A 13708-nucleotide genomic window follows, 5' to 3' on the forward strand; every position below is an offset into this window, starting at 1 on the left:
AGGATTCCGAGCACCGCGCAACGCAGCGATTCGCTCGCGCAGGTATTTGTGCACCCTAGAAGCCGAGCTGGTCGAGCAGATCGTCCACCTGATCCTGGTTGGTGACGACATCGACCCCAGGCTTGATCTGAGGTCCGTTGAGCAGCCCCTCCTCGCGGCGACGCGCCTCGTTCTCCCACTGATCGTTGGCCTTGCGCTGCATGTTCTCGCGCGCCACTTCCTCGGGCACGTTATCGATCAGCACCTGGACCAGCTGATGCTCGATCTCGCGGATGACATCCATCATCTTCTTGATCACCTGGCCGGTCAGATCCTGGAAGTCCTGGGCCATCATGATCTCGAGCAGTTCCTTCTGCGTCGCCTGCGTCTTGTCGGGCACACCGGCCAGATAGGAGCGCGTCTGCTTGACCAGATCTCGCGCCTCATCGAGCTCCTTGGGCTCGGCGAACCATTCGGCCCAGCGCTTGTCCAGCGACTCGGCGCCACTGCTGATCGAATCCTGCAGCGGCTGTGCGCGGTCGATGGCGTTGAGGGCGCGCTCCGCGGCCTGCTCGGTCATGGTGGCTACGTAGCTCAGGCGATCGCGCGCGTCGGGAATCGCCTCTGCCGCCTTCTCGATCTCCTTGTCCAGACCCAGCTCGCGCATGCTTTCCCGCAGCATGCGGGTCAGCTGTCCGATGCGCTGGACCAGCTCCTCGCCAGCGGCGCCTGCCGGTTGAGCCTGGCCAGGCTGCTCGTTTGCGCTCATCTTGTTCTCTCCTCCGCAAGCGGGACTATCGCCGGCGTCACTTGCCCAGTTTCTCGAAAATCTTGTTGAGCTTCTCTTCCAGGGTGGCGGCGGTGAATGGCTTCACCACGTAGCCGCTGGCCCCGGCCTGCGCCGCCGCGATGATGTTCTCCTTCTTCGCCTCCGCGGTCACCATCAGCACCGGCAACTGCTTGAGCGCATCGTCGGCGCGGATCTGCTTGAGCATCTCCAGGCCGTCGAGGTTTGGCATGTTCCAGTCGGAAACCACGAACTCGAAGGAGCCCGAACGCAGCTTGGTGAGCGCCTCTTGCCCGTCCTCGGCCTCCTCGACGTTGGTGTAGCCCAACTCCTTGAGCAGGCTTCGAACGATCCGGCGCATGGTCGGAAAGTCGTCGACCACCAGAAAGCTCATGTTCTTGTCAGCCATCGGAAATACCTCTTCTCTATCAATCGATGTTCATCTTCTGACGGCGACGGGCACCGTCGTGGTTGGAAGCAGCGTTCAGAATTCTTCCCAGTCCCCCTCGACCACGGGCTCGGCCTGGCTCTTGCGCTTGGGCTTGGGGTCGACTTCGGCGGCACGCGACGTAGCGGAGCGCTCTCGGGCACCCGGCCCGACCAAGGCAGGCATACCGCTGCGCGGCGCCTCAGCCACAGCCCCAGCGGGGGCACGTCTCGCCGCCTCACGGGGTGCTTGCTGGGCGTCACCCGCAAGGCGGAATACGGCGACGGCCTGCTCGAGACGGCTGGCCTGCTCTTCGAGCGAAGCCGCGGCAACCGAGGCTTGCTGCACCAGCGAGGCGTTCTGCTGGGTCACCTGGTCCATTTGGCCTACCGCTTGACTGACCTGCTCTATGCCGTCGCTCTGCTCCTGGGAAGCCGCCGATATCTCGTCCATGATGTCGGTCACGCGGCGTACCGCCTTGACAACTTCGTCCATGGTTTCGCCGGCCTGCTCGGCCAGGGTCGAGCCCTCCTTCACCTGGGCCACCGAGCCGTCGATCAGCGCCTTTATCTCCTTAGCCGCCGTGGCACTGCGGCTGGCCAGGTTGCGCACCTCACCGGCCACCACGGCGAAGCCACGCCCCTGCTCGCCGGCCCGGGCCGCCTCCACCGAGGCATTCAGCGCCAGGATGTTGGTCTGGAAGGCAATTGAGTCGATGACGCTGGTGATGTCGCTGATTTTCTGCGAGCTTGTGGAAATACCGCCCATGGTCTTGACCACGCGATCGACCACTTCGCCGCCGCGCTCGGCCGTGGTCGAGGCATCCAGAGCCAGCCCGCTGGCCTGGCGCGCGTTGTCGGCGTTCTGGCGCACCGTGGCAGTGAGCTCTTCCATGCTCGAGGCGGTCTCCTCGAGCGAGGCCGCCTGCTGCTCGGTACGAGACGACAGGTCGGCGTTGCCGCTGGCTATCTCACGCGTGCCCACATGGATCGAGCCACTGCTGTTGCGCACCTGGCCGACGATGCGGGTCAGGCTCTGCTGCATGTTGCGCATGGCGTTGAACAGCTTGCCGATCTCGTTGCGGCTGCCCTCGGGGATTTTGCCGGTGAGATCGGCCTTGGCAATGGTCTGCAGATGATTGACCGCAGAGTTGAGCGGCCGGATCACCGTGGCCCGCAGCCCGGCATAGACCAGCACCAGCACCAGAGCGGCCAGCACCAGCGCACCCAGCTTGATGGCAGCGAAACGATCTGCCTGCGCATGGTAGTCGGCCATCATCGCCTGACCGCTGCTGAAACCATCACGCACGAACTCGGTCATGCTGCTGGCGAGCGCATCACTGGGCTCGGTCAGCGCATCACGCAGCCTGCCGAACTGCGGGGTATCGAGCTGATCGAGCGCTGCGTACTGGTCCCGAGCGAGACCGAGCACCGCCGCGAACTGCTCCTCGAGCCGCTGAGCCAGTTCCCGTGACGCATCGGACTTGGGTGCCGCCGCAAAGTGGTTCAGGCGCGCCTCGGCCCGATCCATACGGTCGGCGGCGACATCGAGCTGCTGGTTGGCATCGGCCATGCGGCCCAGCATGATCTGGTTGGAGGCGATTTCGAGGCTGACGCGCGCCACATTGAGTAGGGCATCGGCACGATTGATCTCGTTGAGCTGCTGCGCATTGATACGATCGAGGTCCGCCATGACCCGCTCCGCCTGGCGCTCCGACAGGAACGAGAGCAGAGAGACCAGCCCGATCAGCACGGCGAAGCTGACCAGGGCAGCGATCACGGACACGTTGATACTGATATTTCGAATCAGGCGGCTCATTACCTGGCGGCTCCTTGCGTAAGGTGACGATGCTTGTTGTTCTGTTCCGGTCAGACCCGCTGCGCGCGACCAGAGGCCGCCACCAGCGCCATCAGGCGCTCGGGTACTTCATCCAGGCTGGCCACTTCGACGGCGCCGCCCAGGGCAATCGCTTCGCGCGGCATGCCGAAAACCACGCAGCTCGCCTCGTCCTGCGCCAGGGTGGACGACCCTGCCTGACGCATCTCGAGCAGGCCGGCGGCTCCGTCCTTGCCCATGCCGGTGAGGATCACCCCGATGGCGTTGCGCCCCGCCTGGGTGGCGGCGGAATGGAACAGCACGTCGACAGAAGGACGATGGCGGTTGACCGGCGGCCCGTCGTCGAGCCTGGCCACGTAGTTCGCCCCGCTGCGCGCCAGCTTCAGGTGCGCATCGCCTGGTGCGATATAGGCATGCCCTGGCAAGACGCGCTCACCGTCACTGGCCTCCTTCACGGTGATGTTGCATAACCGGTTCAGGCGCTCAGCGAAAGAACGCGTGAATCCCCCCGGCATGTGCTGGGTGATCAGGATGGCCGGGCTGTTGGCCGGCAGCGGCTCGAGCACGGCGCGGATTGCTTCCGTGCCCCCGGTGGAGGCCCCGATGATGATCAGCTTTTCGCTCGACACCAGCGGCGCCTTCAAGGTAGCCCGTGGCGCCGTCTGGGCCTGGCGCGCCTGGCGCGGGCGCGACTTGGCCGCGGCGCGGATCTTCTCGGCGATGTCGTTGGCATATTCGAGCATGCCGCTGCGGATGCCCAGCGACGGCTTGGCCACGAAGTCCAGCGCCCCCAGTTCCAACGCGCGCAGGGTGATCTCGGAGCCGGCCTGGGTCAGCGACGACACCATCAGCACAGGCATTGGCCGCAAACGCATGAGACGCTCGAGAAAATCGAGGCCGTCCATGCGCGGCATCTCGACATCGAGGGTCAGGACATCAGGGTTGTGGCGCTTGATCAGATCGCGCGCCACCAGCGGGTCCGGCGCCACGGCCACGACTTCCATGTCCGGCTGCGAGTTGATGATCTCGCTGAGCAGGTCACGAATCAGCGCCGAATCATCAACGCACAGCACCTTGATCCTGTTCGATCCCAAGGCAAATCTCCTGTTCATGGGGAAGCCACGCTGACCCCTGGCATTCCAATATGTGGTTCATCGGCCCCGATGGCGAAAACTTTAGCCGCGCGCTGTCTGGCTAGGCGTTTGCACCGGTACGTTCCGCCAGGGTATAGACCGTCTGCCCGCGCAGGCGAAACACCTTGCTGATGTAAGAGAAATTTTCCGAGTGACCGGCAAACAGCAGGCCATCGGGCTTGAGTAGCGGAGCAAAGCGCTCGAGGATACGGGCCTGGGTCTGCTTGTCGAAGTAGATCATCACGTTGCGACAGAAGATGGCGTCGAAGGGACCCTTGATCGGCCACTGCGGGGCCAGCAGGTTCATCGACAGGAACTCCACCATCGAGGAGACTTCGGGGCGCACCCTGGCCAGCCCCTCGTGTTGCCCCCGCCCCTTCTGGAAAAAGCGCTTGACACGACTCTCCTCGATCTTGCGAACCTGCTCGACCGGGTAGACGCCGGCCCGGGCACGCGTCAGCGCTTCGGTATCGATGTCGGTCGCCACGACACGCGCCTCGGCCGCCCGCGGGCCCAGGCTCTCGTGCAGGGTCATGGCGATCGAATAAGGCTCCTCGCCGGTAGACGCAGCGGCGCTCCAGATGCGTACGGGCCCGCTGGACTTGCGCACGTGCTCGGCCAGCAGCGGAAAGTGATGCATTTCGCGGAAAAAGGCAGTTAGGTTGGTCGTCAGCGCATTGGTGAACGCTTCCCACTCCCGCGCATCGGGCTGACGCGCCAACTTCTCCAGGTAGTCGCTGAAGCGGGTCAGGCCATGGTGACGCAAGCGCTTGGCCAGACGGCTGTAGACCATCTCGCGCTTGTGCTCGGCCAGCACAATACCCGCACGCTGATAGATCAGCTGACGAATCCGGGAAAAATCTTCGTCGGTGAGGACCAGGTCACGCTCGAGGTGACCCAGCCCGGACCATTGCCCCGGCTCCATCCCGGGACTCAGTGGCTTCGTCAAAATGTTTCCCACTCTTCATCGGCTGTAGCCTTGCTGGACTGGCCAGGAGCCCGCTTCACGGGAAGCGGATCGTGCCTCAAGGCGGGGGTGACAGAACGTGAACGTTCGTTCGAGGTTTCAACGGCGCTCTCCTGCGCATGAGCAACGACCTGCTCGAGCCCGGCACCACGCAGCCGGAACACGCGAATCGCCCGGTCGAGCAATTCCGCCTGGTGCTGCAGGTCGCTTGCCGCCCGCGCGCTCTGCTGCACGCGCTCGGCATTCTGCTGGGTCACCTGGTCCATCTCGGTGATGGCCTGGTTGATCTGGCCGATGCCGCTGCTCTGCTCCTCGGATGCCGCCGTGATCTCGCCCATGATGTCGTTGACCCGCTGCGAGGCCGACACCACCTCGGCCATGGCGCTCTCGGCGCGCTGCACCTGGCTGGCGCCCTCGTGGATCTCGCTGGCAGAGCCATCGATCAGGCTACGGATCTCCTTCGCCGCCTCCGCACTGCGCCCCGCCAGATTGCGCACCTCGCCGGCCACCACCGCGAAGCCGCGCCCCTGCTCGCCTGCCCGCGCCGCCTCCACCGAGGCGTTCAGCGCCAGTATGTTGGTCTGGAAGGCGATCGAGTCGATCACGTTGATGATGTCCTTCATCTTCTCGGCACCGGCGGTAATGCGCTCCATGGTCTGCACCACACCATGCATCAGCTCGCCGGTGTCACGCACGCGGCTGGCGTTGTCCAGCGCCAGCCCGCTGGCCTGGCGCGCGTTGTCGGTATTCTGCTGCACCGTGGTGGTCATCTCCTCCATGCTGGAGGCGGTCTCCTGCAGCGAGGCGGCCTGCTGCTCGGTACGTGCCGAGAGATCCTCGTTGCCACGCGCGATGGAGCGCGACGCCGGCGTCACCACGTCGATGCCCTGCTGTACGCTGCGGGTAGTGCTGTAGAGGCTCTTGCGCATGGTGTTCAGCGCACCGAGCAACACGCCGATCTCGTCGCGCGTGCGGTCGGGCGAGCGCACCGCCAGGTTGCCCGAGGCGATCTGCAGGGTGAAATCCACGGCGCGGTGCACCGGCCGGGTGATCGCACGCAGGGTCCAGAAGCCCAGCAGGATCAGGAACAGGATGCCCACCGACAGCACCGCCAGCTGGCCCGTGAGCATCAGGGCCTGGCCGCGCTCGGCCTCTTCCGCCAGCTGATCGGCATAGCCGAGCTTGCCCTCGATCAGCGCATTGATGCTCTGACTGATGCTCTCGACCTCCGGTCGCAGCACATCGTTGTATGCCTCGTAAGCGGCGAAACCGCTGCCGTCGATCAATGCCTGCAACGTGGGGCGGATACCGCCATCGACGGCAACACCGAGCTGAGCCTCGAGCATGGCGATCGTTTCGCTGGCCACGTCCTCGCCTTCGAGGAAACTCTCCCAGGCGGTCTCAACGCGCTCGACAATGCCTTCGGATTCGTCTGCCAGCGCCTGGATCTGCTCCAGGCGCAGCGCCCTGGGGTTACGCACCGGGCGCTCCAGGTCGGTCATCAACTGGCTCAACAATTGGTCGATGCGCTGCAGAGCGGCAATGTCCTGCACTCCATTGCCGTTGATGAAGGCGACACGATCACCCGACACCTTGAGGCCGTAAAGCCCCACGGCCCCGCTGAGCAGCAGCAACAGCACCGGCACCAGGGTCAGGGTGACCAGCTTGGCACGGATGGTATGGACGTTGAGCCGCGACAGAGCGCCCAGCGCACCGCGCCGTACGAGCTGGCCCTGCTTGAACACCAGCTTGCGCTGCCCCTCACGAATCCGGGCATAGGCGCGGGCCGCCGCTTCGGCGGTTGCCGCCTCGACCGGCGTTCGCACCGAGGTGTACCCCTGGCACTTGCCCTCTTCCAGAATCGGCGTGACCGTTGCCTGAACCCAATAGTGGTCTCCATCCTTGCGCCGATTCTTGATCACCCCCTGCCAGGTGTCGCCTTTCTTGATGGTCCTCCACAGGTCCTCGAAGGCCTCGGACGGCATGTCGGGATGACGAATCAGGTTGTGTGGAGCGCCGATCAATTCTTCATGATCGTAACCGCTGACCTCGACGAACGCGGAGTTGGCATAGGTGATCCGCCCCTCCAGGTCGGTACGGGTGATGAGCAGATGTTCATCGCCCAGCTTGTATTCACGCTCTGTTACCGGCTGATTGTCACGCATCGTTATTATCCTTTGCCGCCTGGTCTAAGTGAGTCCCCTGCCAACACCCTTTAGAACGTTTCCCACTCCTCTTCGGAGGCCTGTTTGTGGGGCTTGGCCTGCGTCCGCTTGGCGGGTAGCGGGTCGTGTTTCAAGGCGGGCGTGGCCGCCGGTGTCCTAGCGGACCCGGCCGGCCGCTCTACGGACTGCTTGGTGTCAGGGATCGTCTCGGGGCCGGCCCCCTGCAGACGATAGACGCGAATGGCCTGGGCCAGCTGCTCCGCCTGGTGCTGCAGGTCGCTTGCCGCCCGCGCGCTCTGCTGCACGCGCTCGGCATTCTGCTGGGTCACCTGGTCCATCTCGGTGATCGCCTGGTTGATCTGGCCGATGCCGCTGCTCTGCTCCTCGGACGCCGCCGTGATCTCGCCCATGATGTCGTTGACCCGCTGCGAGGCCGACACCACCTCGGCCATGGCGCTCTCGGCGCGCTGCACCTGGCTGGCGCCCTCGTGGATCTCGCTGGCAGAGCCATCGATCAGGCTCCGGATCTCCTTCGCCGCCTCCGCACTGCGCCCCGCCAGATTGCGCACCTCGCCGGCCACCACCGCGAAGCCGCGCCCCTGCTCGCCTGCCCGCGCCGCCTCCACCGAGGCGTTCAGCGCCAGGATGTTGGTCTGGAAGGCGATCGAGTCGATCACGTTGATGATGTCCTTCATCTTCTCGGCGCCGGCGGTAATGCGCTCCATGGTCTGCACCACACCGTGCATCAGCTCGCCGGTGTCACGCACGCGGCTGGCGTTGTCCAGTGCCAGCCCGCTGGCCTGGCGCGCGTTGTCGGTATTCTGCTGCACCGTGGTGGTCATCTCCTCCATGCTGGAGGCGGTCTCCTGCAGCGAGGCGGCCTGCTGCTCGGTACGTGCCGAGAGGTCCTCGTTGCCACGCGCGATGGAGCGCGACGCCGGCGTCACCACGTCGATGCCCTGCTGTACACTCGCGGTAGTGCTGTAGAGACTCTTGCGCATGGTATCGAGTGAGCCGAGCAGCGCGCCGATCTCGTCACGTGTCTGCTTCGGCGTCTGAACCGCCAGGTTGCCCGAGGCGATCTGCAGGGTGAAGTCGGCGGCGCGACGCACCGGCCGGGTAATGGCACGCATGATCCACACGCTGATGACGAGCAGCAGCACGAAGCCGAGGGCCATGAAGCCCAGCTGACCCATGAGCATCTGCCGCTGCCCCTGCTCGGCCGCTTCCGCCATGCCCAGGGCGGCGATACGCTGCTGGTCGATCAACTGATTGACCAGTCCGGTCAGGGTCTCGGCACGCTCACGCAGCCCTGCCGTCTCGTTGTTCAATGCCATCATGGCATCGAAGGCCTCCTCGCCACCCAGCGCCTCGGCCATCGGACCGAGTCCCTCCTGCATGAAACTCTCCAGTGCGGTATCGAACTCCAGTGCCAGCTCGGTGCGGTTGACCTCGCGATCCATATAGTCGTCTCGCAGCCCAGCCAGCCGGTCGGCGATACCGGTGAGCTCCTCGGCATGCTCGTGCCGGCTACTCAGGATTTCCATGCGCTGCTCGGCGCTCAGCCGCTGCGGCCCCTCGCCGATGAGCTGCCCCAACTGCTGCAGACGAATCACGTCCTGCAGGCCGTCACGGTTCAACTCCGCCAGACGCTGCCCCGAGGTCTCCAGGCCATAGAGGCCGACGGCACCACTGACCGCCAGCAAAACCAGTGCCGAGAAGGTGAGCATGGAGAGCCGGGCGCGGATGGAGTGCAGATTGATCCGCGCAAGCCAACCCAACGGGCCGCGACGCACCAGCTTGCCTTGACGTACGGCCAAGCCGGAACGCCCGCCACGCAGACGCGAATAGCCACGTTCGGCCCCCTCCGCCACGGCGGGAAGCACGGCAGTACGCACTGAGGTGTAGCCCAGGCATTTTCCCTCTTCGACAATCGGTGTGACCGTGGCGCGAACCCAGTAGTGATCCCCGTCCTTGCGACGATTCTTGACGAGCCCCTGCCACGTGTCCCCGCGCTGAATCGTCTGCCACAGGTCGGCAAAAGCCTCCTCGGGCATGTCGGGATGACGGATGATGTTGTGGTTTGCTCCGATAAGCTCATCGTGGCTGAAGCCGCTTACCTTCACGAACGCCGTGTTGGCATAGGTAATACGACCGTCGAGGTCGGTGCGGGTAATCAGAAGCTGCTGATCGTCCAGCTTGTATTCCCGTTGTGTGACTGGCTGGTTGTTGCGCATATGTTGTTCCCTTACCGCCTCGGTTTGTCAGGGGTGCGGAGTAACCGGAGGAGCCCCCACCTTTCCGGAGTTTCAGCGCCTCAGAACGAGGCCCACTCTTCTTCTTGTGTTGTTCTAGCCTTTGCGTTCGCCTCGTACTGGCGGCGCTTGGCAGGTAGCGGATCCTGCGTGGCGGCGGCCGGGCCAGCGGGAACGGCTTTCTTCCTCGCCTCCTGGCGTGGCTTGTCTTGCTGACCAGCCAGGCGGAAGCGCAGCACGGCCTCGCGCAGGCGAGCTGCTTCGGCCTCGAGCTGGGTCGCTGCCGTGGCGGCCTGCTGCACGAGTGCCGCGTTCTGCTGGATCACCTGGTCCATCTGGGTCACGGCCTGATTCACCTGGCCGATGCCGTTGCTCTGCTCAAGCGAGGCCGAGGCGATCTCGTCCATGATGTCGCTAACGCGCTGCACGGCGGCAACGATCTCGCTCATGGTCTGGCCGGCCTGGTCCACTCGTGCGGTACCGACGTCCACCTTTTCTAGAGAGGCCTTGATCAGGGTGCGAATCTCGCCTGCAGCCGACGCGCTGCGTCCGGCCAGGCTGCGTACTTCCTGCGCCACCACGGCGAAACCACGCCCGTGCTCACCGGCACGCGCCGCCTCGACTGAAGCATTCAGCGCCAGGATGTTGGTCTGGAAGGCGATGCTGTCGATGACGCCGATGATGTCGGAGACCTTGTGCGAGCTTTCACTGATGTCGTGCATGGTCGAAACGACCTCGCCCACCACCTCGCCTCCCTGGACAGCTGTACGCGATGCCTCGCTCGCCAATTGGCTCGCCTGGCGTGCATTGTCGGCGTTCTGCTCCACGGTCGAGGCCAGTTGCTCCATGCTGGAGGCGGTTTCGGCCAGCGAGGCAGCCTGCTGCTCGGTTCGGGACGACAGCTCGCCGTTGCCTTCGGCAATCTCCTGAGCCCCCAGGTAGATGCTCTCGCTGCTGCTACGTACGGTGCCAACGGTTCCCGAGAGCCCCTCCTGCATGTGCCTGAGCGAGGTAAACAAGCGGCCGATCTCGTTGTTGCCACGGTTTTCCACCGGCTGGGAGAGATTGCCCTGCGCCAAGCCCTCGAAGTACCCGACAAGACGGGCGAGCGGGCGCAGCACGTTGACGCTGATGCCCCACACCACGATCCCCATCACCACCGCCGATCCCAGCAGCACGGCAACGATCGCCAGGCGTATCAAGCCGGCCGTGGCGGCAAACGAGGCTTGATGGGTCACGCCTGCCTCCCCCGCATGAGGGGCCATGACGGCCACGGCCGCACTGCCTTGCTGCAGGGCATAGAGCCCCAGGACACTCAGTACGACCAGCATCGCACCGAAGAACAGCAGTACCAGGAACCAACTGGCCCGGACTGTCAGGTTGTCGAGTAACTTCACGTCATCCCCTTATCAGCGGCGTGCGAAAAGCAGTCCTTTCCAACGAACATCGGCATGGGCGAGGCGAACTTGAGTCCGCCTCTACTCCGCCACACGATCGACCAGCGCCATCTCGTCGCTGGTGAGCAGCTTGTCGATGTCGACGATGACCAGCATGCGGTCCTCGAGGCTGCCAAGCCCACTGAGGAAGTCCGAGGACAGGGTGACGCCGAACTCGGGTGCCGGCTTGATCTGGTCTGGTGACAGGGTCATGACGTCGGACACCCCGTCGACGACGATACCGACGACCCGATCCTCGACATTGACCACGATCACTACCGTCTGCCCGCCGTACTCCACCTTGTCGAGGTGGAACTTGATACGCAGGTCGACGATCGGCACGATCACGCCGCGCAGGTTGGTGACCCCCTTGATGAAATCAGGCGCGTTGGCGATTCGCGTGACGTTCTCGTAGCCGCGAATCTCCTGCACCTTGAGAATATCGACGGCATATTCTTCATCGCCCAGTGAGAACACCAGAAATTCACGGTTGTGGGCTTCGGCAGCGGCGAGTGCCGCATCGTTCGTCTGGCTCATGATCAGTTCTCCAGCGCGTTTTCGGTCAGGACTTCAAGTGTCTGCAATCCACGTTCGGGCCGGCGTTTTTCCTTCTTGGCCCGGCTGAGGCGGTGCAGGCCGGTAATATCGAGGATCAGCGCCACACTGCCGTCCCCCAGGATGGTCGCCGCGGAAACCCCCGGCACCTTGCGATAGTTCGTTTCCAGATTCTTGACCACCACCTGCTGCTGGCCGACCAGATCGTCCACCAGCAAGGCATAGCGACGGCCCTCCCCCTGCACGATCACGGCGATGGTTTCGGTCAGGGTGGTCTTGGCGTTCGGCACATCCAGCGCCTCGTGAACCGCCACCACCGGCAGGTACTCGTCGCGGACCTTGAGCACCACGTCGTCTCCCGCCATGGCATACAAGTCTTCCTTGGCCGGCTGCAGCGATTCGAGCACGGCGGACAGCGGCAGAATGAACATCTCGTTGCCGACCTTGATCGACATGCCATCGAGGATCGCCAGCGTCAGCGGCAGCACGATGCGGATGGTGGTGCCTTCGCCCGGCGTGGACATGATCAGTACATGCCCCCCCATGCCCTGGATGTTGCGCTTGACCACGTCCATGCCGACGCCGCGCCCCGAGACGTCCGTCACCTCCTTGGCAGTGGAAAAACCCGGAGCGAAGATCAGCTGCCACACCTCGTCGTCACTCATGGTGTCGGAAACAGGCAAACCGTTTTCGCGCGCCTTGGCCAGCAGCCTGTCACGATTGAGGCCGGCGCCATCGTCGATCACTTCGATGATGATATTGCCGCCCTGATGCTTGGCCGACAGGATCAGCTTGCCGGTGCGCGGCTTGCCGGCCGCCTCGCGCACGTCGGGCGGCTCGATACCGTGATCGAGGCTGTTGCGCACCAGATGCGTCAGCGGGTCTATGATGCGCTCGGTCAGGCTCTTGTCGAGTTCGGTCGACTCACCTTCGGTGACCAGCTCGATCTCCTTGCCCAGCTTGCCGGCGGTCTCGCGCACGACACGGGGAAAGCGGCTGAAGACGAAGTCCATCGGAATCATGCGGATCGACATCACCGACTCCTGCAGATCCCGTGCATTGCGCTGCAGCAGGCTCATCCCGTTGAGCAGGGCGCTGTCGGCGACGCCTTCCATTTCGCTGACGGTCTGGTCGAGCATCGACTGGGTGATGATCAACTCGCCCACCAGATTGATGATCTGATCGACTTTGTCGACCGACACCCTGATAGAGGTCGATTCTCCTCCGCCCTTGGCCTTGCTCTTGGCCTTGGCGGACTTGGCATCTCCAGCCGGCTTGGCCTCCCCAGCTGTCTTGGCAGCCGCCGACTTCGGCGAAGGCGCCTCCGGAGGAGTCGGCTGCGCTGTCGGCTCCTGCTGGGCTGGCGCTTTCTTCTCGGGATCCGGGGCATCGGCCGGGCTGGCCGACACACCACCGGCTGAGCGAATCTGAACCTGATCGGCATCGACGATGAAGCACATCACCGCCTCGATATCGTCGTTGCCCACCGACGAGGCGAGCGTTACCTCGTAGCACGCCTCGTCGCCGCCATGGGTGATGACCTCGCCCAATTGCCCCAACTCCTCGACGAGCAACTGGCGGTCCTTCTCTCCCACGTTGAGCAGCGTCACGATGCAGTGATTCGAGTCCTCCTCAGTGTCCGGTTCGTCCGAGGCGACAGGTTCCGGCTTCGGCTCCGGCTCCGGCTTCGCCTGAGGTTTTGGCGCGGCCACAGAGGTGCTTCCCCCCTCGAGGTCCTGCCCGATCTCCTCGAGCGCCAGCCGCTGCAGCGTTTCGCAGATACGCTCGAAGGCCTCCTGGTCGGGCTCGTCGCTATTGCGATAGGCGTCTAGCTGATCACTGAGCATGTCCTTGGTTTCCAGAAAGATGTCGACGATATCCCGGCGCAGCTTGAGTTCGCCCTTGCGGGTATGGTCGAGCAGGTTCTCGAACAGGTGCGTCGTTCTCTGGAGCACATCGAAGCCGAACGTACCGGCGCCACCCTTGATCGAGTGGGCCGCCCGGAAAATGGCATTGAGCTGCTCGGTATCCGGCGCGTCCACATCGAGCTCCAGGAGGTAGCGCTCCATGTCGGCCAGCAGCTCTTCGGCTTCCTCGAAGAAAGTGTCATAGAAATCCGTGATATCCATGCGCTTCACCACCTGGTGTCAAGATTTGGTTTTCTGCTG

General features: G+C 64.1%; 10 protein-coding genes. All 10 read right to left on the reverse strand.

From position 1 onward, the window contains the following. Positions 1-55: 55 nt before the first annotated feature. The 10 genes from cheZ to cheA all read right to left on the reverse strand — a co-directional run bounded on the left by cheZ (position 56) and on the right by cheA (position 13669). Positions 56-748: a protein phosphatase CheZ gene (gene cheZ / locus HNO53_RS12485; RefSeq protein ID WP_209472521.1), complete on the reverse strand. Its 693-nt coding sequence runs from the start codon at positions 746-748 to the stop codon at positions 56-58. A gap of 37 nt (positions 749-785) precedes the next feature. Next, positions 786-1175, reverse strand: a complete 390-nt coding sequence (cheY, locus tag HNO53_RS12490; RefSeq protein WP_209472523.1) for a chemotaxis response regulator CheY — start codon at positions 1173-1175, stop codon at positions 786-788. Between the two features lie 75 nt (positions 1176-1250). Then, positions 1251-3011: a methyl-accepting chemotaxis protein gene (locus HNO53_RS12495; RefSeq protein ID WP_209472525.1), complete on the reverse strand. Its 1761-nt coding sequence runs from the start codon at positions 3009-3011 to the stop codon at positions 1251-1253. 50 nt (positions 3012-3061) lie between these two features. Continuing rightward, a complete protein-coding gene (locus HNO53_RS12500) occupies positions 3062-4123 on the reverse strand; it encodes a protein-glutamate methylesterase/protein-glutamine glutaminase (protein WP_242597414.1) in 1062 nt (353 codons plus the stop codon). A 100-nt stretch (positions 4124-4223) separates the two neighbouring features. Further along, positions 4224-5087 carry a CheR family methyltransferase gene (locus tag HNO53_RS12505; protein WP_209478631.1) on the reverse strand — a complete coding sequence of 288 codons (864 nt, stop codon included), beginning with the start codon at positions 5085-5087 and terminating at the stop codon, positions 4224-4226. Between the two features lie 20 nt (positions 5088-5107). Next, positions 5108-7294, reverse strand: coding sequence for a methyl-accepting chemotaxis protein (locus tag HNO53_RS12510; protein WP_209472529.1), 2187 nt, complete (start codon positions 7292-7294; stop codon positions 5108-5110). A 50-nt stretch (positions 7295-7344) separates the two neighbouring features. After that, the gene (locus HNO53_RS12515; protein WP_209472531.1) at positions 7345-9531 is read right to left on the reverse strand and encodes a methyl-accepting chemotaxis protein; all 2187 of its coding nucleotides are present in this window, start codon (positions 9529-9531) and stop codon (positions 7345-7347) included. An 80-nt stretch (positions 9532-9611) separates the two neighbouring features. After that, positions 9612-10946 (reverse strand): methyl-accepting chemotaxis protein, encoded by a 1335-nt coding sequence (locus HNO53_RS12520; protein ID WP_209472534.1) that lies wholly within the window; start codon positions 10944-10946, stop codon positions 9612-9614. 81 nt (positions 10947-11027) lie between these two features. Next, positions 11028-11522, reverse strand: coding sequence for a chemotaxis protein CheW (cheW, locus tag HNO53_RS12525; protein WP_209472537.1), 495 nt, complete (start codon positions 11520-11522; stop codon positions 11028-11030). Positions 11523-11524: 2 nt separating this feature from the next. Then, positions 11525-13669, reverse strand: a complete 2145-nt coding sequence (gene cheA / locus HNO53_RS12530; RefSeq protein WP_209472539.1) for a chemotaxis protein CheA — start codon at positions 13667-13669, stop codon at positions 11525-11527. Between the last annotated feature and the right edge of the window lie 39 nt (positions 13670-13708).

Source organism: Billgrantia antri, assembly GCF_017868935.1.
GTDB lineage: Bacteria > Pseudomonadota > Gammaproteobacteria > Pseudomonadales > Halomonadaceae > Halomonas > Halomonas antri.

What these genes read in the sequence shown, in the direction of transcription:
- cheY (WP_209472523.1), bottom strand. Translation starts at nt 1,175, where the DNA reads ATGGCTGACAAGAACATGAGCTTTCTGGTGGTCGACGACTTTCCGACC.
- HNO53_RS12510 (WP_209472529.1), bottom strand. Translation starts at nt 7,294, where the DNA reads ATGCGTGACAATCAGCCGGTAACAGAGCGTGAATACAAGCTGGGCGAT.
- cheA (WP_209472539.1), bottom strand. Translation starts at nt 13,669, where the DNA reads ATGGATATCACGGATTTCTATGACACTTTCTTCGAGGAAGCCGAAGAG.
- cheW (WP_209472537.1), bottom strand. Translation starts at nt 11,522, where the DNA reads ATGAGCCAGACGAACGATGCGGCACTCGCCGCTGCCGAAGCCCACAAC.
- cheZ (WP_209472521.1), bottom strand. Translation starts at nt 748, where the DNA reads ATGAGCGCAAACGAGCAGCCTGGCCAGGCTCAACCGGCAGGCGCCGCT.
- HNO53_RS12515 (WP_209472531.1), bottom strand. Translation starts at nt 9,531, where the DNA reads ATGCGCAACAACCAGCCAGTCACACAACGGGAATACAAGCTGGACGAT.
- HNO53_RS12505 (WP_209478631.1), bottom strand. Translation starts at nt 5,087, where the DNA reads ATGGAGCCGGGGCAATGGTCCGGGCTGGGTCACCTCGAGCGTGACCTG.
- HNO53_RS12495 (WP_209472525.1), bottom strand. Translation starts at nt 3,011, where the DNA reads ATGAGCCGCCTGATTCGAAATATCAGTATCAACGTGTCCGTGATCGCT.